Raw genomic sequence first — 21583 nt, 5'->3', positions numbered from 1 at the left:
AAAGTATTGGTCAAAGACTACTAGCGAACAGGAACGCGAACAGTATATGCGCAAAATATGGGAATATGCAATGGCATGATTTGCGTAGATGATACGTGGACAAAAGAAAGGGGTTACAATGGCGGAGGACAAGAAGACAAGACTTGAGCTTGAGGAGCAGAAGAGAATCGCAGATGAAGTGAGAGAGGTATTTGACGAGAATTCCACGAAGCTCAGAAAGAGCTACAGTGCGGATGCGCAGAAGCTTCTTAAGGAGATGGATAATTACTATGGAGATGTAAAAGAGTCGATGATCGGAAAGAGACTTGAGACATTTCTTGAGAATGAAAAGAATGTTCCTTCGGAATTCTTCAGGAAGGAGCTGAAGCATTTGCCGGGGTGGGTGCCGGATCATCTGCTGGAGGATTTCTACACTTCTATAGACAGCATAATCAAGTGGCAGACAAGCCAGTATTATTACAGAAGAACCATGCGTACAAAGAGGTATGGGGCATTTCTTGACAGATATTTCAGGATCATGAATGAATATCACTCCATGGGGATATACGGATGCGACATAGTATCTCTCTACAAGGAGAAAATGCCGCAGGATATATTGTGCTATTACAGGGATGGCAACAGCAATGGGTATAGAATAGTATCTGAATATTGGATACAGGCGGAGCTCGACAGAGGAAATGCAGAGCTTGAGGAAGTGCTCATGGACATCATGTTCGGTGAGAGTGCGCAGACAAGGCTAACGACCAATATCCTCAGGGGAATATATATGAGCTCCAACACAAGACTCCATGAGGCTGTAGGCAAGCTGCTCGTTGCAGCAAAGCTTCAGGAGGGGCTTAGGCAGGCGATATGTGAGAACATGGATTATGGAACAGCAGGTGCATTTATGACCCTGTTCCATGTAATAAAGGAGAATGATCTTCTGAGATTCTCGTCTGTCATGAGGGCTGTAGCCACCTGGACAGGACTTGTGACTGACGAGGAGAGCAAGCTTGACCGTATACAGAAGAAACAGCTGCTTCTTATAGATACATATCTGAATGATGAAAATGCAAGGCGTGAAGCTTTATCCGGCGAGGATGCCATGCAGATCTATCTTGCGCTGTGGAGCTATGGTTTCTTTGATGTGGACGAGGCATGCCATGTGATGAACAAGCTGGCGCTTGATGGCAGCAGACACCAAAGACTGGTATTTGGCACATATATCAGGGCAATGAGTCTGGGAAAGGTGTACACACACAGCGTTGCAAAGGAATTTATCAAGAGATTTCCGGACGAGATGGATACCATGGCGGTCATCATGCCAAGCTTCATGTCGGATTACCAGCCTTATATGAATAGTCTCATATATAAAGACGGCAGATCGTACAACAATGAACTTAAGAAAATGACATTTGCCGAGGTGGACAAATATTTTGACAGCAGGAAAGAATGTCAGGAGATGTATGATATCCTCATGGGCATACTTGAGCGCATGCCAAAGAAGAGGCTTGAGTTTGATCCGTGTGTATTTCCATGGAATGCCGAATATCTGGACAGATCTGCAATCATCATGAGACTTGCGGTCTGTGCAAGCGCTCTCAGGGATGAGGACAAGATCACTTACATAGCGGAGATGGTTCCTGAGATAGATTCCGCAAGGTACAGCAGAGATGCGCTTTTGCTTCTGCTTGTAAGGCAGCCGGCAAATGACAGACAGCGTGCCATACTGGTGGATGCGGTTGCCGACAAGGAGACATATACCAGAAACAAGGCGGCGATGATCGTTAAGGATATGAAACTTTCGCCGGAGAATTATGTACAGCTTGAGAATATGCTCAAGTACAAGAAGTCAGACATAAGGGAGACTGTACTGTCTATACTTTATAAACTTGACGGTGATGACATGGACGATCTCATCGGAAGACTTCTCGCAGATTCCAAGGAGGAGAAGAGAACAGCGGGACTTGATCTGCTGCTCCAGCTCAAAAATGATGAGAACAGGCAGAACCTTTTTACAGATTGTGTTGGTCATATAGACGCTATGCAGAGGGAGTCTGCGAATGGAAGATCCAGTGTTACAACTAAGGAGCAGATTCTTATACGTGAGATAAAAAATGTTGGCACAGACCGGGCTGGTGCAGATGAGGGGTATGGACTTTATGATGTAAATGCGGACTATGAGCCGATATTTGACAAGAGTTATCTGGCTGAGTGCCTTGAGCTGTACAAAAAGTATTTCCCTGAAAGCGGGATTGCAAATGATAATCTGTGCAAGACTGCCAAGAGCGAGGGTGCATTTGCAAAACTCAAATCAAAGATTGTGCCTAAAAAGAAAGACACGACATCTGATTCAGAAGTTATAAATATATTAAGAAAATTTGATGCATTTGTGGATGAGCACAAAAATGATGAGTATGAGATGGCTGACGGAGAGATCGGCCTGCTTGGTGAGGCAGGTGGAAACATATATGTGAACCGTGACAAAGTGGCATGTGAGGAATTGTGGGTAGATTTCTACGAGAAAAATATTCAGACTCCGTATATGTGCATGCAGCTCTACGTGTATCTGAATGGCTACAACAGTGACAAACAGGATTTCAAGAAGTACTGTGAGAGCTTTATGGCGGATATGTTTGGAAATATATATATAGAAGAATGTCCGGCATTCGGATATCTTGCCATTGCCAGAGCTGTAATTGGATTCCTGTATAGAAGATATGTGATGGATAGTGACAAGAGGAGGCTTGCCGTTGTGGCAGCAGACTATCTGCTTGGAAGAAACGATGAGCTCATATATACATTTGGCGGGAATAAAGGTGGCAGCAGTATATCTGGTGATGATTCAAAGGTATATCACAGAAGTGTGCTCACAAATGAGCAGATTATGATAATAACATGGTGGCTTGCAATCGATGGTGACAGCAATACATTAGACGTAAAAGAGGATTCTGACGAGGCAAGGCAGAATGAAGAGGATTTCAGGCATTTGTTTCCATACAACTATGCCCTTGCAAAGTGTCATAACTTTAATATACCTTCAGACGTTGTAAATGATAGAAATTCATATTACTGGGTACACACAGGAAGTGTCATGCCGGTTCCTGGTCTCCAGAACTACATTGCCGCATACAGCCGTGGTATTATATCCAGGGATTATATGTACAAGATGGCATTTGAGGGGAATTCCCTGGATAGGAGCCTCAAATGTGTATCTGACGTGATGCGTTTTATAACGGAGCGTAACAGGAAGGTGCAGACCAGAGGCTATGAATGGGGATATACGGAGCGTGAAAGGCTGAGAAGTGTGCGGCAGATACTTCTTCACAGTCCGGAAGGAGAGTTCTCAGAGACGGACGAGAAAAGGCTGGATATAGCTAAGAAGCTGTACACTGATATGTCAGAGCTTGTGCTTTCTGCAGAGCTCACAAGGGGAGACACGGAGACAGAATTCTCTCCATATATATACGGGCTTACAAGAATATTCGGAGCGGAGTATTTTGTCAGGATACTGTCAGCCCTAGGCAAGGAGACGTTGGAGAGATCAACGTATTTCAATACCGGTTATTACTATAATCGTCAGAAGGTCAGCAAGAAGAACAGTATGTCTCATCTTCTTCAGGCGTGTGTGCCTGATGCAAATGACAGTGCGGAGACTTTGAAGGCCTATCTTACAGGTACGGATATAAGTGATGCCAGGCTTATAGAGGCGGCTATGTATTCTCCAGAGTGGATAGATATAGTTGGAGAGTATCTTGGATGGGATGGATTTACTGCGGGATGCTATTACTTCATGGCGCACATGAACGAGTCATTTGATGACAAGAGAAAGGCTATGATAGCGAGATTTACACCGCTTGAGGTGGATGAGCTGAACGACGGCGCATTTGACAGGACGTGGTTTACCGAAGTCTATGACAGATTGGGTGACAAGCGATTCCAGCTTATATACAAGGCGGCGAAATACATTTCAGATGGTGCAAAGCATACCAGGGCGAGAAAATATGCGGATGCGGCACTTGGCAAATATGTTGAGCCCGAGCTGATGGCTGAGATCGAGGCAAAGAGAAACAAAGATCTGCTCATGGCGGTGGGAATCCTGCCGATAGAGAATGAGGAGCAGATAAAGGACAGGTACATGTTCCTTCAGAAGTTCAAGAAGGAGAGCAAGCAGTTCGGAGCGCAGAGGAGAGCCAGCGAGGCGGCAGCAGTTTCTACAGCTATGCGCAATATGGCGATCAATGCCGGATATCAGGACGTGACGAGACTTACCCTACGTATGGAAAGCCTTGTAGTTCAGGGCATGAGGGAATATTTTCAGCCGCATGAGGTCGGAGAAGTGACCATATGGCTTGAGATGGAGGATGGCGGCAAATGCGCTGTCATCTGTGAGAAGAACGGCAAACAGTTAAAGTCCGTTCCGGCAAAGATCAAGAAGGATGAGTATGTATTGGCTCTGATGGATGCCAAGAAGCAGATGGCGGAGCAGTCAAGGCGTACAAAGGCGATGCTTGAGGATGCGATGGAGAGCCAGGAGGAATACACCTGGGCTGAGATCAGGGGCATGCTGGAGAATCCTGTTATACATGACATGGTAGCTGCGCTGGTGTTCAAGGTGGCGGAGCCGGATGGCGTGAAGGCAGAGCTTGATAATGCGGCTGACAGTATTATGTCAGGGGCAAATGAACTTGATGACAGCAAGAATGTAGATTTGAGGAATAACAGCGATGCTGGTGATGTGCAGTTAGATAATGCAAGAGGCGAAAGTGCTGGCGTACCTAGTCAGAATGTAGTTCTTGGATTTGCAACTGAGGATGGATTCAATGTGTTTGTTGAAACAACCGCTGGTGATGAAAACAAACATTTGTCAGACGACACCAAGCTCACAGTTGCACATCCATTCCACATGTACATGGCTGGCAAATGGCATGATATACAGAAATATGTATTTGACAACAAGATCGTTCAGCCGTTCAAGCAGGTGTTCAGAGAACTCTATGTGAAGACCGAAGAGGAAATGAATATGGAACATTCCCTCAGATACGCGGGCAATCAGATCCAGCCGAAGAAGACACTTGGCTGTCTGAGGTCAAGACATTGGGTAGCAGACATAGAGGACGGACTCCAGAAAGTGTATTACAAGGAGAACATAGTAGCACAGATATACGCGCTTGCAGACTGGTTCTCACCTGCGGATATAGAGTCACCGACCCTCGAATGGGTGGTGTTCTCAGATAGAAAGACAGGAAAGAATATGAGAATCAAGGATATCCCAGACATCATATTCTCTGAGGTCATGAGGGATGTGGACATGGCTGTTTCCGTGGCGCATGCAGGAGGCGTGGATCCTGAGACCTCACACTCAACTGTTGAGATGCGAAAGGCGATAGCAGAATTCACTATGCCACTTTTCAAGCTGACAAATGTCACATTTACAAAGAATCACGCAGTGATAGAGGGCAAGCGCGCAAATTACACAGTTCACCTTGGAAGTGGAGTGGTGCATCAGGAGGCAGGACCTATGATAAATATACTTCCTGTACACTCACAGAGGCGTGGCAGAATATTCCTGCCATTTGTGGATGATGATCCAAAGACATCGGAGGTACTCACGAAGATACTGTTCTTTGCGGAGGACAATAAGATCAAGGATCCGTATATACTGGGACAGATCGAGCAGTGAGTGTGAAGATAATACTGCTGCCTGTGACAAGTAAGTGATGTGATGTTTGACAGACAGATTTCCGGACAGAGAAAGAAGATGACATAATGGGAATCAGGAATATAATAACAAGGCTTAAAATTGGACGTGGTGATGCAGATAACAGGTTCCCATATGATGAGAACATGCATGAGGCTGTCATCAGGTGTTCTATCTGCACCGGCGAGCAGGTCGCAGGTTTTAAGAACAGACAGGACGGCAGCTTTGTGGGTGTGATGGTGATAAAGTCGGATGACGATCTGGAATACTTCAAAGAGCTTTATGGCGTGGAGAAGGTTAGGAAGGTATATTAAAATAAAATTTTCATCGATATTGACATAAAATAGTGTTGAGTATATTATTAAACAAAGGAGTGCCTGCCTTAAGTGGGGATGATAACAGAGTTGTTTCGCTACTTGGGAAACAACATAATACGTAAATGGCTATGCGTTAATCGCATAGCCATTTGCTGTTTTATCAGATGTATACAAATTGGATAATTATTTGATAGTAGAGAGGCGGATATAAATAGATAATAAAAAACTGAATCTGTATAGGGTAGATATTTTTTATATTTTTATTGTTGACTGCTACATAAAAACGTGAAAATACACATAAAATAGTAGTTGGTATTGATTAAGTAGACACGGGATAGTAAAATAATATTACTAAAAAATGTGTCCATACACAAAAACAAGGAGTGTAACAATGGAAATCAAGAGAGATGCATACCTTGAACAGCTGAAGATAAGAAAAGATAATGGAATGATAAAGATTATCACAGGAATCAGGAGATGTGGAAAGTCATTTCTATTATTTGTATTATTTAAGAACTATTTATTAGAGAATGGTGTAGATAATGAACATATTATTGCGATTGCATTAGATGGTATCGAAAACGAAGAACTGAGGGATCCGAAAAAGTGTTATCAATACATTAAGGATGCAATGAAAGATGATCAGAGGTATTATTTGATTTTGGATGAAGTACAGTTTATGCCACGATTTGAGGAAGTGCTGAATAGTTTGCTTAGGATTAGCAATATTGATGTATATGTGACCGGAAGTAATTCGAGATTTTTATCCAGTGATATTGTAACTGAATTTAGAGGCAGAGGTGATGAGATAAAAATTTATCCATTATCTTTTGCTGAGTTCTATAGTGCGTATGATGGAGATTATGACGAAGCTTGGGAGGAGTATATGACATATGGTGGTTTGCCACAGGTAGCACAATTTTCTGTGGAACGCCAAAAGGCAGAATATCTAAAAAATATTTTTACCAATGTCTATATCAGGGATGTTGTAGAGAGGAATAACATTAAAAATGTTGATGAAATTGGAACTTTAGTCGATATTCTTGCTTCTGCCATAGGCGCACCGACCAATCCAACTAAAATATCAAATACTTTTAAAAGTGAACGGGGTATCAATTATAGCAATAAGACTATATCTAATCATATTGATTATTTGGCGGAGGCCTTTTTGATTTCTAAAGCGGAACGGTATGATATTAAGGGAAGAAAATATGTGGGTGCTAACTTAAAATATTATTTTTCAGATGTGGGACTTAGAAATGCCAGGTTAAATTTCAGACAGCAGGAACCTACTCATATTATGGAGAACATAGTTTATAACGAACTGCTTATTAGAGGCTACAATGTGGATGTTGGTATCGTAGATGTGTATGCAAAGAATGATTATGGAAAAACTACTCGTAAGCAGTTTGAGGTTGATTTTGTAGTGAATCAGGGTAGTCAGAGATATTATATTCAAGTAGCCTATGATATGGTTTCTGAAGAAAAACAGACACAGGAATTTAATTCATTTAGGAATATTCCAGATTCATTTAAGAAGATTGTTATAGTAAATGGAACGAAAAAGCCGTATAGAAATGATGAAGGATTTGTGATTATGGGAATGAAATATTTTTTACTTAATGCAGATAGTTTAGAATTTTAGTGAGGTTGTCAAGAAAAAACACTTGACAACACACCCTGCCTGTATTAGAATAGCCCATGGTAAAGCAAAAATACTTTACAGGCAGGTGCGTTATGGAGAGTTTGTTATGGAGAAGATAGTCAGACAGTCTATGTTATATGATTTTTATGGTGAGCTGCTCACAGAGCATCAGAAGAGCGTGTACGAGGATGTCGTGAACAATGACATGTCTTACTCAGAGATAGCGAGACTCAACAACATAAGCAGACAGGGCGTATATGATATGGTAAGGCGCTGTGACAAGATCCTCGAGGAGTATGAGGAGAAGCTTATGCTGGTACATAAGTTCATGAAGGCACAGGAACAGGTTCAGAAGATCAAGGAATGTGCGGATGAGCTTAAGACGATGAACTCGGATGAACGGCTTGCGGGCAGAATTGAAGATATAGTGAATTATTCAGATAAGATACTCGAAGATTTCTGATGATAGATAATATCAGAAGGGAGAATGTCTATGGCATTTGACAGTTTATCAGATAAACTGCAGAACGTTTTTAAGAAGCTGAGAAGCAAGGGTGTACTTACTGAGGATGATGTCAAGGAGGCCATGAAGGAAGTCAAGAGAGCACTTCTCGAGGCCGACGTTAACTTCAAGGTTGTTAAGTCATTTGTCAAGTCGGTGAGTGACAGAGCTGTAGGTGAAGAAGTTCTCAAAGGTCTGAATCCTGGACACATGGTAATCAAGATCGTCAAGGAAGAGATGGATAAGCTCATGGGCTCTGAGATGACAGAGCTCAAGATGAGGCCATCCAATGAGATCACGATCATCATGATGTGTGGACTTCAGGGAGCAGGTAAGACCACCACGGCGGCAAAGCTTGCATATCAGTTCAAGAACAAAGGCAAGAAGCCACTTCTTGTGGCATGTGATGTATACAGACCGGCGGCTATCAAGCAGCTGCAGGTGAATGGTGAGAAGGTTGGAGTTCCTGTGTTTGCCATGGGAGACAACAACAAGCCACTGGATATTGCGAAGGCGGCTGTACAGCATGCAGCCAAGAACAATATCAATCTGGTGTTCCTTGACACCGCAGGACGTCTTCATGTCGATGAGGACATGATGAACGAGCTTGCAGAGATAAAGGAGAATCTGGACATTGCCTACACCATACTGACTGTGGATTCCATGACAGGTCAGGATGCGGTAAATGTAGCGACAACGTTCAATGATAAGATAGGTATAGATGGTGTCATCCTCACAAAGCTGGATGGTGATACCAGAGGCGGTGCCGCACTGTCGATCAAGGCAGTAACGGGCAAGCCAATCCTGTACTCAGGTATGGGAGAGAAGCTTACCGATCTGGAGCCATTTTACCCGGATCGTATGGCGAGCCGAATCCTCGGAATGGGTGATGTAGAGTCACTTATAGAGAAAGCCCAGTCAGCCATCGACGAGGAGAAGGCCAAAGAGATGGAACAGAAGTTCCGCAAAGCAAGTTTTGATTTCAACGATTTTCTTGATCAGATGGCTCAGCTCGAGCAGATGGGCGGCATGCAGGAGATCCTTTCTATGATGCCTGGCATGGCAAGTCAGATGAAGAATGTTGAGATAGATGAGAACGCTGCTAAAACACCAAAAGCAATCGTTCTGTCCATGACACCTAGAGAGCGTTCACTCCAGGATCCGATATCGCCATCCAGAAAGAAGCGTATCGCAGATGGAGCCGGTGTCCAGATAGCAGATGTCAATCGTTTCCTTAAACAGTTTGAACAGTCTAAGAAGATGATGAAGCAGATGTCAGGCATGATGGGTGGAAAGAGAAGACGCGGTGGTTTTAAAATGCCTTTTGGCTTAAGATAATTAATATTTAGGAGGAACAAGAACAATGGCAGTAAAGATTAGATTAAGAAGAATGGGTTATAAGAAGCATCCTTTCTACAGAGTAATCGTAGCAGATTCAAGATCACCAAGAGATGGTAGATTCATCGAGGAGATCGGAACATATGATCCTAACCAGGAGCCATCTGTAGTAAAGATCGACGAGGAGGCTGCTAAGAAGTGGTTAGCTACAGGAGCACAGCCAACTGAGTCAGTTGCAAAGTTATTAAAGCAGGCAGGTATCGAGAAGTAATTTTACGGATGTATCAGCTTTTCTATGAAAAGCTGATATGCAGCGCCAGCCATCGACGAAGTCGATTTTGCATGGCTGGTGTTCCATTTGGGAGGTATAGAGATGAAAGATTTAGTAGAAATCATTGCAAAGTCCCTAGTAGATCATCCTGAGCAGATAGCTGTAACCGAGACTGAAGAAGACGGCATAATAAAGATAGACCTTACAGTCGCACCAGAAGACATGGGTAAGGTAATCGGCAAGCAGGGCAGAATCGCCAAATCCATCCGTACAGTTGTCAAGGCAGCTGCTTCAAAGGGTGATAAGAAGGTTGTCGTTGATATTAAGTAGAACTGCATAAGCAGGATAAGTGGTATTTCTTAATCTTCATATGACAGAGGATTTATTACCGAGTTAAGAGGGGGAGTTTATACTCCCCCTTATATTATATGTCACAGGCGTAGGCCTGATGACCTACGCGCGCCTCAGCGCGCTACCACTTTATATGTCACAGGCGTAGGCCTGATGACCTGCGCGCGCCTCAGCGTGCTACCATATTTATATAGGAGAGAGCATGGAACACAACACAGAAGACAGACTCAGAGTAGGAGTGATAACCTCAAGCCATGGTATAAAGGGTGAGGTTAAGGTATATCCGACAACGGATGACAATGATCGTTTCAAGACCTTGAAGAAGTGCTATCTGTCAAATGGCAGAGAGACTTTGGAGGTTAATTGTACATCTTGTAAATTTTTGAAAAATATGGTTATTCTTAAGTTCAAAGAATACGATAACATAAATGATATAGAGCGTTTTAAGAACTATGACATACTTGTTGACAGGGAGGATGCAGTTCCTCTCATGGATGGAGAGTTCTTCATCTGTGATGTCCTTGACGCTGATGTATATGATCAGAATGACGAGCGCATAGGAATCCTTGACGACGTGCTGGAGACTCTGGCAAATGATGTATTTGTCGTTAAGAAGGATGATGGCAGCGAGATCCTTATACCTGTAGTACCGGATTTCGTGTTCGATGTTGACACAGAGAATAAGAAGGTCAAGGTCAGAACATTTGAGATGGTAGAAGCAGATGATTCAGATGACGAGGATTGATCGCATACAGACGTTTGGTGAGATGATGAACATATACTAGGAGCGGACTATGAATTTTTATATTTTGACACTTTTCCCCGAGATGGTTATGAATGGACTTTCAACGAGTATCACGGGAAGGGCCATAGAGTCGGGAAAACTTCATATAGAAGCTATAAATATAAGAGATTACACCCAGGATAAACACAATCATGTGGATGATTACCCATATGGGGGAGGCGCAGGCATGGTCATGCAGGCGCAGCCTGTGTATGATGCATACACGGCACTGGTGGAGAAGCTTGGCAGAAAACCATGGGTCATATATATGACTCCGCAGGGAAGAACCTTCAATCAGGGTATTGCACAGGAGCTCTCGGAGAAGGAGGACATAGTTCTTCTGTGTGGTCATTACGAGGGAATAGATGAGAGGGTTCTTGAGATGATAGTCGATGACTATATGTCCATAGGCGATTTTGTGCTGACTGGCGGAGAACTTCCAGCCATGGCTATCGTGGATGCTGTGTCTCGTCTTGTCCCAGGGGTTCTGAATAACGAGGACAGTGCTGAGATAGAGACTTTTTATAACAATCTGCTTGAGTATCCGCAGTATACCAGACCTCCTGAATTCATGGGGAAGAAGGTTCCGGATGTACTGCTTTCGGGCAACCATAAGCTCATAAATGAGTGGCGACTTGAACAGTCTATCACCAGGACGAAGGAGCACAGGCCGGACATGTACGAGAAGTATATGATCGAGAATCCTCCTAAGGAGAAAAAGAAACGAAGAAAATAGCAGGTTGCCACCTGTGGTCTTAAGGTGGTATACTAAGAGATGGCAGAATTCGAGGTTATTCGAATTCTGCCATAACCTTGTGGAGACGCGACTGCAGGGCATACACAAATACAAGGAAGAACAAGGAGACAAAAGATTATGAAACGCAGATTACTTATGACTATGATGGCTATGGTTCTTGCATTCTCATTTACAGGATGTGGAAACAAGAAGGCAGACGAGACGACGGCAACCACAGAGGCTGCATCAGAGGTGAAGGATGAGTTCATCAAGTTTGTTGGAACAGATATCCCTAAGATGGATACAGAGGAAGCGGAGATCATGAAGAAGTTCAACTCATATTTTGCTGAGGGAACTGCTGTTGATACAGATGCTCTGCTCAAGGATTTGACAGACAATCTGCTTCCAAATTATAAGACATTTCTTGACGACGTACAGGCTATAGAAGTCAAGACCGACGAGGTGAAGGCGCTCAAGGATCAGTATTATGATGCCATGAATGCACAGTATGAGGCTATGCAGAAGGTTGAGTCTGCTGTTAAGGATAAGAACAAGGACATCCAGACAGAGGCACAGAAGCTTCTCTCAGACGCCCAGAGCAAGTATACAGCATACAATGACGCGGTATATGCACTTGCCCAGAAGGAGAATGTAACGTTGAACGGCGAGATAGCAACAACTGCAACCAGTGAGGCAGGAAGCACAACAGAGGCCAACACAGAGGCTATAGATCCAAGCGAGGCCATGACAGATGAGGTTGAGACAACAGAGGCAGCGCAGTAGTATTTAAGATATAGAAGAATATTTTGAAAAGCAGTGGATACATGAGTGTGTTCACTGCTTTTTGGCTGTGGTATACTGTAAAAAATATGCTCAGTTCACATTTTTTACAAATATCAATGTTATATTGAGATAAATTGGATATTATTCTATATGTGGAGGTACGATATGGATTCAATAAAGGTTCTTATGGTTGATGATGAGAGCAGAATGAGGAAGCTTGTCAAGGACTTCCTCACAAGAGAGGGGTATATGGTTCTTGAGGCCGGAGATGGTGAACAGGCCCTGGATATATTCATGAATGACAAGAATATATCTCTTGTAATACTTGATGTCATGATGCCTAAGATGGACGGATGGGAGACTCTTAAGGAGATAAGAAAGTTCTCACAGGTTCCGGTTATCATGCTTACCGCGAAGGCAGATGAGCGCGATGAGCTCCAGGGCTTTGATCTGGGAGTAGATGAGTACATAACGAAGCCGTTCAGTCCCAAGATACTTGTTGCCAGAGTTGCAGCGATACTCAGAAGAACAACGGATGCCGCTTCAGATGAGAAGCTTGTAGCCGGAGGTATTGAGATGGATCTGTCGGCTCATGTGGTGACTATAGATGGCAAGCCTATTGAACTCAGCTTCAAGGAGTTCGAGCTGCTGCAGTATTTTATCATGAATAAAGGTGTGGCACTGTCGAGAGAGAAGATACTTAACAATGTGTGGAATTATGATTACTTTGGCGATGCCAGAACCATAGATACTCATGTCAAGAAGCTCAGAAGCAAGATGGGCGATAAGGGCGAATATATCAAGACCATATGGGGAATGGGCTATAAATTTGAGGTGGAGTGATGACCGGATCAAAGAGAACTTCTATCAGAACAAAGATAACTTTATCGCTTGCGGCGACTATACTATTTATGGTTGTCATGTCGTGTGCCATAACCATGCTTTTTATCAAGAAGTATTTCTATCACGGCATGGAACAGATGCTGCTGGATACATACAATTCCTGCAATGAACTGTTCGGCCGGGATGAGGATATAGACAGTAAAGAGCTGGCAAATGATGTGATCAATCAGTCAGGTGCGATGATATTTATCTTCGACAGCGTGAATATGCATGTGTACACGACGGTGAACGAGGAGGCTGCGGTATATAACAACCTGTCATTTATAGCGGACTACTTCAATTACAGTGGTGGCAAAAATCCGGATAATCCGAAGATAAAGAGAAAGCAGATTGAAAAGACAGATAAATATGATATACAGATCACAAATGATAAAAATACCGGAAACAGCTATTATGACGTGGTAGGATTTCTTGACAATGGTTTTGTGGTTGTAATCAGAAAACCAATCTCCAGCGTAGACTCAACGATAATTATATCACTAAAGTTTTTCTTTTTTGTATTCTCGGTTGTTGCGATACTTGGATTTGCCGTGATCTATTTTATCAGCAATGCGGTTGCAAAGCCGATAAAGAATCTTGCGTTGGTTGCCAATCGTATGGCACAGCTTGATCTCGATGTGAAGGTGGATCACGCATCCAACGATGAGATTGGTGAGCTGGCGGACAGTATGAACGAGATGTCATATCAGCTGAGAAACACGCTGACAGAGCTTCAACAGGCAAATGCTAAGCTGCAGACGGATATTGATGAGAAGGTACAGATAGATGAGATGAGGAAGGAGTTCCTGTCCCATGTGTCCCATGAACTCAAGACTCCTATAGCTCTCATACAGGGATACGCCGAGGGCCTTAAAGACAATGTTATAGAGGATGATGAGAGCAAGGAGTTTTACTGCGATGTCATTCTGGACGAAGCTGGCAAGATGAATAAGCTTGTCAGACAGTTACTTGATCTGAATGAGCTTGAATTTGGGGTGGACAGGGTTCATCCTGTGGTATTCGATATAGATGCACTCATAAAGAATGTAGTGGATTCATCATCCATTCTGGTGGAGCAGAACCATGCGGAAGTTGAGCTGGCGGATGAGCTGAATGATGTGTGCAACGTATATGCAGATGAGTTCATGATAGAGCAGGTATTCACCAATTATTTTACAAATGCACTTCATTACTGCAACGATGGAGGCAAGGTCAGAGTGTGGACTGCGAATAAGGACTATGATCAGCCGAGGAGGACTGAGGATGGACTCGTCACAGGCAACTTGAGAGTATTTGTATATGATGAGGGACCAAACATTCCTGACGATGAGCTTGATAAGGTATTCATTAAGTTCTACAAGGTGGACAAGGCGAGGACGAGAGAGTATGGTGGAAGCGGTATTGGACTTTCTATAGTTGCGGCGTCCATGGCGGCTCACAACAAGAACTATGGTGTTTACAATGTGGAGAATGGAGTGGTATTCTACTTCGACCTTGATATCATACAGCAGGATGATGGCGAACCGGAAATGATACCGGAGAATAGCGCAGATAACACGTCAGAACAATAAATACTTTGCAAGAAGGAAACTTTTAGGCTATAATTCTAAGGGTTTCCTTTTTCTGTTGGATTCTGGCATCTGCAAATATATTTATAAAATGGGAGAAGATTATGTCATACAGTGCAAAAAACATTGAGGTGTTAAAGGGCCTTGAGCCGGTAAGACTGAGACCGGGAATGTACATCGGCAACACAGGGCGAAGCGGACTGAACCACCTCATACAGGAGCTTATAGACAACTCGGTGGATGAGCATCTGGCGGGGTATTGCAACAATATATGGGTGAGCATCAACGAGGATGGCTCGGCAACCGTGTCTGACGATGGACGAGGCGTTCCTGTCGATATACATGAGCAGGAGGGAATTCCTGCGGAGCGTGTTGTATACACAGTATTGCATGCAGGTGGTAAGTTTAACAGCTCCACCTACAAGATAAGCGGCGGACTTCACGGAGTAGGTTCTGCAGTTGTAAATGCACTGTCTAACAAGCTTATAGTAGATGTTGCCAGGGATGGCTATCTCTATCACGATACATACGAGAAGGGAATACCGACAACTGAACTTGTTGACGGTATGCTTCCAAAGACAAAACTCAAGGAAAAGAGAACAGGTACAACTGTGACACTCTATCCTGATGATACAATATTTGAGACAGTAAAGTTCAAGGCGGACGCCATCAAGCAGAGGATCAAGGAGACAGCATATCTGAATCCGAATCTTACGATCACATTCCAGAACAAGAGGGATGGCGAGGAGCCTATAGTGTTCCATCAGCCAGGGGGACTTGCAGCATTTGTTGAGGATATATCCCAGGGACTCACACATACATCACCGGTTGTCGCCATATCGGGGGAGAAGGACGGAATCGCCGCAGATATAGTATTTCTGATGACGGAGGACGGCGAGGAGAATATCATAGGATTTACCAACAATATCACGAATCCTGAAGGTGGAACCCATGTGACAGGATTCAAGTCAGCATTTGCCAAGCTTATCAATAATTATGCGAGAAATGAGCTTGGAACTCTGAAAGAGAAGGATTCCAATCTGACAGGTGCAGATATAAGATCTGGCATGCAGGCTATCATATCCGTGAAGCATCCGGATCCTCAGTTCGAGGGACAGACTAAGACAAAGCTTTCCAACACGGACGTGTCAAAGGCCGTCGACGATATCGTGAAGGAACAGCTCACAGTTTATTTTGACAGAAATTATGATGTGCTGAAGGATATAGTGGACAGGGCGGTGGCTCTCTCCAAGAGAAAGGCGCTTGAGAAGTCCAAGATCAATATAAACAAGTTTTCATTTGAGGGAAATGGCAAGCTTGCAAAGCAGGAGTCCTCAGATTCGTCTAAATGCGAGATATTCATAGTCGAGGGAGATTCGGCGGGAGGCTCAGCCAAGACCGCGAGAAACAGAAAGTATCAGGCAATACTTCCACTTAGAGGTAAGATACTCAACGTGGAGAAGAAGCCTGTTGCAAAGGTGCTTGAGAATGCCGAGATCAAAGCACTCATCAATGCATTTGGCTGTGGCTTCATGCAGGGATACGGCAATGATTTCGATATAAGCAAGCTGAATTACGACAAGATAATCATCATGACTGATGCCGATGTGGATGGTGCCCACATAGCGACACTTCTGCTTACATTCTTCTATAGATTTTACCCTGACCTTATCAGCGAGGGACATATATACATAGCTATTCCGCCTCTCTACAGAGTTGGCGAGGGCAAGAACATCAAATATCTGTACTCAGATGATGAGCTTGCAAAGTACAGAAAGACACACACGAACAAGTTCACGATCCAGAGATACAAGGGTCTTGGTGAGATGGATGCAGACCAGCTCTATGAGACGACCATGAACCCTGAGACAAGACTTTTAAAGCAGGTATCAGTGAACAGCCGTGTTGAGGCAAATCAGCTCACACAGACGCTCATGGGAACTGAGGTTGCGCCTAGAAGAGAGTACATAGAGACACACAGTGCGGATGCGGTGCTAGATATATAAAAGTGATATTTGGGAATGCTTAGCAGCGCGTTTTCACAGTTTGTATGATGAAAGGGATAGATCATGTCGGAAAAGATATTAAATGTAGATTATGAGAGCGAGATGGGACAGTCCTATGTGGATTATTCCATGTCGGTTATAACAGAGAGAGCGCTCCCGGATGTAAGGGATGGATTAAAGCCTGTCCAGAGAAGGATACTTTACTCACTGGATGGTCTTGCAGGCTCCGACAAGCCACACAGAAAATGTGCGAGAATAGTCGGAGATACAATGGGTAAATATCACCCACACGGAGATAGTTCCATATATGAAGGACTTGTAAATATGGCACAGAACTGGAAACTGCCGATACCACTTGTTGACCCACACGGCAACTTTGGCGCGGTGGACGGTTCCGGTGCGGCTGCCATGCGATACACTGAGGCGCGTATATCTAAGTACACAGAGGATGTGTGCATGAAGGATCTTCCGTTCTTCAAGGATCAGTTCATACCAAACTTTGACGGAACGGAGACAGAGCCGACTTTCCTGCCTTTCCAGGTGCCAAATATCCTGGTGAGCGGTTCAACCGGTATAGCAGTAGGTATGGCGACAAATATTCCTACACACAATCTTGGTGAGGTCATAGATGCAACTGTTGCATACCTGAATGATCCTGAGATAGAGCTTGAGAATCTGCTTGCGCTCATGCCGGGACCGGATTTTGCCACAGGTGGAATCATCAATGCAACACCTGAGGAGTTGTATAATGTGTATGCCACAGGACTTGGCAAGATCAAGGTGCGCGGTAAGGTAGAGGTCAGGGATATCGGATACGGAAGAAAGAGTATCTGTGTCACAGAGCTTCCATATACAATGATCGGAGGTACTGCCAAGTTCCTTGATACTGTCGCAGAGCTTGTCAGAAACAGAGAGCTTCCAGCGGTCGTGGATATCGCGGACAGAGGAGACAAGAACGGTGAATGTCTGTGTATCGATGTGAAGAAGGGAACCTCTGACGAGGAGATACAGAACATTATCAATATATTATATAAGAAGGCTGCCCTTGAGGATACGTTTGGCGTGAATATCAACTGTATCAACAATGGTAAGCCTGAGGTAATGGGACTTAAGAAGATACTCAAGGTTTATACAGATTTCAAGTACGGTCTGTATGATACGAAGTACAGAAAGCTTCTTGCACAGCAGGAGGAGATCAGAGAGATCAAGATGGGACTCTTAACCGCTGTCGATTGCATAGACCTGATCATAGAGATACTCCGCGGAAGTACAAAGGTTGCAGATGCAAAGGCGTGCCTCATGCACGGCGATACATCAAATATCAAGTTCAGATTCAAGGGCTCAGAGGCGGACGCAAAGTTCCTGTGTTTCACAGAGAAACAGGCGGATGCGATACTTGCCATGAGACTTCAGAAGCTTATAGGCCTGGAGATCAATGCCTTAAAGAAGGAGCTTTCTGACGCTGAGAAACTCATCAAGAAGTATACAAGGCTCATGGAGTCAAGAGATGCAATGAAGCAGCAGATGATAGATGATATGCTTGAGATCAAGGCAAAGTATGCCATACCTAGAAGGACTCAGATCCATAACTATGGAACTGTTGTTGTGAAGAAGGCTGAGGTCGTGGCTACAGATGTGGCTGTACTTCTCGACAGATTCTATTACATCAAGGTTGTAGATGCAAATGTATACGAGAAGAACATCGACCAGATCACGAAGGATTACAGATTTGCGGTTAAGTGTCAGAATCTTGACAGGATAGCGGTATTTGCTGACAATAATCAGGTGTATACGATCAAGGTTGCAGACATCATTAAGCTTCAGGCGAAGAAGAACACCAGCAAGAAGGGCGGAGGAAGCCTCATAGGACGTCTTGCCGACAAGGGAATCCAGGTGTTCGAGTTCTGCAACATGAATGGTGACGAGAATATCCTGTTCATGGACTGCATAGAGCATTTTGTGACTGACAAGCTGCTGTTCGTCAGTAAGAAGGGGCTTGCCAAGGTTGTTGACGGCTCCGCATTTGACACCACAAGGCGTGCTGCAAATGCTTCAAAAGTCGGTGATGATATCATATATATCGGCAAAATCTCCGAGGGCGACTTCATAATCGCACAGTCAGAGAAGGGCTATTACATAAGAGTTGACGCAGCGGAGATTCCTGAGAAGGGCAAGGGCGCAGCGGGAGTCAAGCTCATCAACTTAGAGGGTGACGATGTCCTTGAGTCGGTATTTGTGGGAAGCACAAAGGATACCTTCAAGGTTGGAGATAACGAGATAATCTTTACCAGAGTTAAGCCGGGCAAGCGCGGCGGCAAGGGAAGCAAGCTGAGGTTCTAGAAAAAACTTTTGAAAGGACAGAGACAGATGATTTCAATTTTGGATTATGACGCAGGTAACATAAAGAGTGTTGAGAAGGCAGTCCAGTATCTCGGCGAGGAGGCTGTCATCACAAGGGACAGAGATGTGATCATGGCGAGTGACAAGGTTATCTTACCTGGAGTTGGAAGCTTTGGGGACGCTATGGGAAAGATCAGGGAGTACGGCCTTGAGAATGTCATCTATGATGTTGTGGATGCAGGCAAGCCGTTTCTTGGGATATGTCTTGGACTTCAGCTTCTGTTCAAGACCAGCGAGGAGTCGCCGGAGGCAACAGGACTTGGAATCCTTGATGGTGAGATACTCCGCATACCGGATGCACCGGGACTTAAGATACCACAGATTGGATGGAATAACCTTGAGATAAATCCAAAGGCAAGACTTTTTAAGGGGCTTCCTGAGAATCCATATGTCTACTTCGTTCATTCATATTATCTGAAGGCAAAGAATCCTGAGGATGTGGCAGCGTCCACATTCTATTCAACACAGATTCATGCATCTGTGGAGCACGGCAATGTATTTGCATGTCAGTTCCATCCTGAGAAGAGCTCAGAGGTTGGACTTAAGATACTGAAGAATTTTATAGAGCTGGAGGTGTAGGACATGCATACAAAGAGAATAATACCTTGTCTTGATGTGAAGAACGGACGAGTTGTAAAGGGCGTAAATTTCGTAAATCTCATAGATGCCGGGGATCCGGTTGCCGTCGGTGCAGCGTATGACAAGGCGGGCGCTGATGAGCTTGTTTTCCTTGACATAACAGCTTCATCAGACCAGAGAAATATAGTTGTCGACATGGTAAGAAGAGTTGCTGAGACTATCTTCATTCCGTTCACAGTCGGCGGCGGAATAAGAACTGTCGATGACTTTAAGGCAATACTCCGTGAGGGTGCAGACAAGATATCCGTGAACTCGGCAGCCATAGACAATCCGACGCTTATAGCTGATGCCGCTGACAAGTTTGGCAGCCAGTGCGTAGTCTTAGCAATAGATGCCAAGAGACGTGATGATGGTTCAGGCTGGAACATATACAAGCACGGCGGCAGAATCGACTGTGGAATAGATGCAGTTGAGTGGGCTATGAAGGCCGCAGAACTTGGCGCAGGAGAGATATTACTTACCAGCATGGACTGCGATGGAACAAAGGCGGGATATGACATAGAACTCACCAGAACCATAGCAGACAACGTGAACATCCCGGTCATAGCTTCAGGCGGTGCAGGAACTAAGGATCATTTCTATGATGCCCTGACAGAGGGCGGTGCGGACGCAGCACTTGCGGCATCCCTGTTCCATTATAAAGAGCTTGAGATAGGAGTTTTGAAGAGATATCTCCAGGACAAGGGAATTCCTATGAGACTGTAGAGAGGATTTTCTTTAGTGTATTTAGATTGGATGATTTCTCTAAGAACATGATTTTCAGAAAAAAGGATACATAATTATCGGCTTTTTGTCTCAAATCTTAAAAAAGATACAATTTCAAAAGAAGTTGTATCTTTTTTAATTTTAACGTCAAATTGGCGATAATTTTGTGTCCTTATTTAAATAAAATACTCTTCAGGGGAAAGTTCCCCTGAAGAGTGAAATAGCTTAGATTAGACAATTTAAACTTATTACTGCTCAATATAAGTAGCATTTTCTGAGGCGTTGTCATCTACAGACTGGCCTACACTATATACGCTGTCAGAAGAATCCTCAGTTGTTGTGTCATCCAGATAAGGATTGCCTGTGTCAACACCCTCGGCATGCAGGGCGTCATTAAGCCATGGGTCGTTGTAGTCTTGAACGTTCATGTTGTTAAATACATATTTTCCATTCTTGTCGAAGAAGAGCTCGCACCAGCCGCAGCTATCAGGTGTACCTCCGATGAGAATGACGCTGTGTGAGCCGTCCGCATTCTTGATCTCATGACGGAAATATTTGTCAGGACCGCATTTGTCGGTGATATCTTCCTTGGTATCTCCGAGAACAAGGTAGAGACGGCCGTTTTCAACTTTCGTGTAACCGTTGACATCATCTGTAGATATGGTGAACTGTATGGAGTTTCCCTCACTGTTTTCCTCGTATGTCACTTCGGTACCATTTGCCAGGTGGAAGGTCTGCTTTATGTAGTCTATGGCTGCTGAGACGGTTGTTCTTGTCGCTGGGATGCACAGAAGAACTGCGCACACGGCAGCGGCGATGGCGGCATATTTGCCGACGCGGGCGAGTCTGTGACCAGATCTGCCGGTTTGAGCCTGTTCGGCAAGCTTTGCCCTGAGATCGTCTTTGTCATCCTGGGGCATGGTCACATTGTCCATGGTAGCTTTGTATAATTCGTTTATATCTTTATTATTCATGA

At 44.2% G+C, this 21583-nt stretch carries 17 protein-coding genes; 16 read left to right on the top strand and 1 reads right to left on the bottom strand.

Annotation, left to right across the window (positions count from 1 at the left end; translation table 11 throughout):
• The first annotated feature begins 118 nt into the window (after positions 1-118).
• The 16 genes from DWX57_RS04115 to hisF all read left to right on the top strand — a co-directional run bounded on the left by DWX57_RS04115 (position 119) and on the right by hisF (position 20607).
• Positions 119-5662, top strand: coding sequence for a DUF4132 domain-containing protein (locus DWX57_RS04115; protein ID WP_120123080.1), 5544 nt, complete (start codon positions 119-121; stop codon positions 5660-5662).
• Between the two features lie 86 nt (positions 5663-5748).
• Positions 5749-5994, top strand: a complete 246-nt coding sequence (locus tag DWX57_RS04110; RefSeq protein WP_330416363.1) for a hypothetical protein — start codon at positions 5749-5751, stop codon at positions 5992-5994.
• Positions 5995-6388: 394 nt separating this feature from the next.
• On the top strand, positions 6389-7642 hold the full coding sequence (locus tag DWX57_RS04105) for an ATP-binding protein (RefSeq protein WP_117549041.1): 1254 nt from the start codon (positions 6389-6391) through the stop codon (positions 7640-7642).
• 106 nt (positions 7643-7748) lie between these two features.
• Positions 7749-8105, top strand: a complete 357-nt coding sequence (gene ylxM / locus DWX57_RS04100; RefSeq protein WP_120123079.1) for a YlxM family DNA-binding protein — start codon at positions 7749-7751, stop codon at positions 8103-8105.
• Between the two features lie 30 nt (positions 8106-8135).
• On the top strand, positions 8136-9482 hold the full coding sequence (gene ffh / locus DWX57_RS04095; RefSeq protein WP_120123078.1) for a signal recognition particle protein: 1347 nt from the start codon (positions 8136-8138) through the stop codon (positions 9480-9482).
• 25 nt (positions 9483-9507) lie between these two features.
• A complete protein-coding gene (rpsP, locus tag DWX57_RS04090) occupies positions 9508-9753 on the top strand; it encodes a 30S ribosomal protein S16 (RefSeq protein ID WP_004851225.1) in 246 nt (81 codons plus the stop codon).
• A 102-nt stretch (positions 9754-9855) separates the two neighbouring features.
• Positions 9856-10083 (top strand): KH domain-containing protein, encoded by a 228-nt coding sequence (locus DWX57_RS04085; RefSeq protein ID WP_004851223.1) that lies wholly within the window; start codon positions 9856-9858, stop codon positions 10081-10083.
• Positions 10084-10306: 223 nt separating this feature from the next.
• Positions 10307-10849 carry a ribosome maturation factor RimM gene (rimM, locus tag DWX57_RS04080; protein WP_120123077.1) on the top strand — a complete coding sequence of 181 codons (543 nt, stop codon included), beginning with the start codon at positions 10307-10309 and terminating at the stop codon, positions 10847-10849.
• A 49-nt stretch (positions 10850-10898) separates the two neighbouring features.
• On the top strand, positions 10899-11624 hold the full coding sequence (gene trmD / locus DWX57_RS04075) for a tRNA (guanosine(37)-N1)-methyltransferase TrmD (RefSeq protein WP_015534852.1): 726 nt from the start codon (positions 10899-10901) through the stop codon (positions 11622-11624).
• Between the two features lie 138 nt (positions 11625-11762).
• On the top strand, positions 11763-12407 hold the full coding sequence (locus tag DWX57_RS04070) for a hypothetical protein (protein ID WP_120123076.1): 645 nt from the start codon (positions 11763-11765) through the stop codon (positions 12405-12407).
• Positions 12408-12572: 165 nt separating this feature from the next.
• On the top strand, positions 12573-13250 hold the full coding sequence (locus DWX57_RS04065) for a response regulator transcription factor (RefSeq protein WP_117874256.1): 678 nt from the start codon (positions 12573-12575) through the stop codon (positions 13248-13250).
• Positions 13250-14860: a sensor histidine kinase gene (locus tag DWX57_RS04060; protein ID WP_117874255.1), complete on the top strand. Its 1611-nt coding sequence runs from the start codon at positions 13250-13252 to the stop codon at positions 14858-14860. Before DWX57_RS04065 ends, DWX57_RS04060 begins: the two co-directional genes overlap by 1 nt.
• Before the next feature lie 101 nt (positions 14861-14961).
• Complete coding sequence (locus tag DWX57_RS04055) at positions 14962-16863, top strand: DNA gyrase/topoisomerase IV subunit B (protein WP_055273466.1); 1902 nt, start codon at positions 14962-14964, stop codon at positions 16861-16863.
• A 63-nt stretch (positions 16864-16926) separates the two neighbouring features.
• Positions 16927-19203: a DNA gyrase/topoisomerase IV subunit A gene (locus tag DWX57_RS04050; RefSeq protein ID WP_120123075.1), complete on the top strand. Its 2277-nt coding sequence runs from the start codon at positions 16927-16929 to the stop codon at positions 19201-19203.
• A 27-nt stretch (positions 19204-19230) separates the two neighbouring features.
• On the top strand, positions 19231-19842 hold the full coding sequence (hisH, locus tag DWX57_RS04045) for an imidazole glycerol phosphate synthase subunit HisH (protein WP_117549448.1): 612 nt from the start codon (positions 19231-19233) through the stop codon (positions 19840-19842).
• Positions 19843-19845: 3 nt separating this feature from the next.
• Positions 19846-20607, top strand: coding sequence for an imidazole glycerol phosphate synthase subunit HisF (hisF, locus tag DWX57_RS04040; RefSeq protein WP_120123074.1), 762 nt, complete (start codon positions 19846-19848; stop codon positions 20605-20607).
• Positions 20608-20855: 248 nt separating this feature from the next.
• Here hisF and DWX57_RS04035 read toward each other — a convergent pair whose 3' ends face one another.
• Positions 20856-21581 (bottom strand): hypothetical protein, encoded by a 726-nt coding sequence (locus tag DWX57_RS04035; RefSeq protein ID WP_243106166.1) that lies wholly within the window; start codon positions 21579-21581, stop codon positions 20856-20858.
• Positions 21582-21583 lie beyond the last annotated feature (2 nt).

Source organism: Coprococcus sp. AF19-8AC (genome assembly GCF_003603115.1).
Lineage (GTDB): Bacteria > Bacillota > Clostridia > Lachnospirales > Lachnospiraceae > Coprococcus > Coprococcus aceti.
Note: the sequence above shows the minus strand (reverse complement) of the source record. Positions and strands in the feature narration are given on the sequence as shown.

What these genes read in the sequence shown, in the direction of transcription:
- DWX57_RS04050 (WP_120123075.1), top strand. Translation starts at nt 16,927, where the DNA reads ATGTCGGAAAAGATATTAAATGTAGATTATGAGAGCGAGATGGGACAG.
- rimM (WP_120123077.1), top strand. Translation starts at nt 10,307, where the DNA reads ATGGAACACAACACAGAAGACAGACTCAGAGTAGGAGTGATAACCTCA.
- DWX57_RS04110 (WP_330416363.1), top strand. Translation starts at nt 5,749, where the DNA reads ATGGGAATCAGGAATATAATAACAAGGCTTAAAATTGGACGTGGTGAT.
- hisF (WP_120123074.1), top strand. Translation starts at nt 19,846, where the DNA reads ATGCATACAAAGAGAATAATACCTTGTCTTGATGTGAAGAACGGACGA.
- ylxM (WP_120123079.1), top strand. Translation starts at nt 7,749, where the DNA reads ATGGAGAAGATAGTCAGACAGTCTATGTTATATGATTTTTATGGTGAG.
- DWX57_RS04070 (WP_120123076.1), top strand. Translation starts at nt 11,763, where the DNA reads ATGAAACGCAGATTACTTATGACTATGATGGCTATGGTTCTTGCATTC.
- DWX57_RS04085 (WP_004851223.1), top strand. Translation starts at nt 9,856, where the DNA reads ATGAAAGATTTAGTAGAAATCATTGCAAAGTCCCTAGTAGATCATCCT.
- DWX57_RS04105 (WP_117549041.1), top strand. Translation starts at nt 6,389, where the DNA reads ATGGAAATCAAGAGAGATGCATACCTTGAACAGCTGAAGATAAGAAAA.
- DWX57_RS04060 (WP_117874255.1), top strand. Translation starts at nt 13,250, where the DNA reads ATGACCGGATCAAAGAGAACTTCTATCAGAACAAAGATAACTTTATCG.
- ffh (WP_120123078.1), top strand. Translation starts at nt 8,136, where the DNA reads ATGGCATTTGACAGTTTATCAGATAAACTGCAGAACGTTTTTAAGAAG.
- DWX57_RS04035 (WP_243106166.1), bottom strand. Translation starts at nt 21,581, where the DNA reads ATGAATAATAAAGATATAAACGAATTATACAAAGCTACCATGGACAAT.
- trmD (WP_015534852.1), top strand. Translation starts at nt 10,899, where the DNA reads ATGAATTTTTATATTTTGACACTTTTCCCCGAGATGGTTATGAATGGA.
- hisH (WP_117549448.1), top strand. Translation starts at nt 19,231, where the DNA reads ATGATTTCAATTTTGGATTATGACGCAGGTAACATAAAGAGTGTTGAG.
- DWX57_RS04115 (WP_120123080.1), top strand. Translation starts at nt 119, where the DNA reads ATGGCGGAGGACAAGAAGACAAGACTTGAGCTTGAGGAGCAGAAGAGA.
- rpsP (WP_004851225.1), top strand. Translation starts at nt 9,508, where the DNA reads ATGGCAGTAAAGATTAGATTAAGAAGAATGGGTTATAAGAAGCATCCT.
- DWX57_RS04065 (WP_117874256.1), top strand. Translation starts at nt 12,573, where the DNA reads ATGGATTCAATAAAGGTTCTTATGGTTGATGATGAGAGCAGAATGAGG.
- DWX57_RS04055 (WP_055273466.1), top strand. Translation starts at nt 14,962, where the DNA reads ATGTCATACAGTGCAAAAAACATTGAGGTGTTAAAGGGCCTTGAGCCG.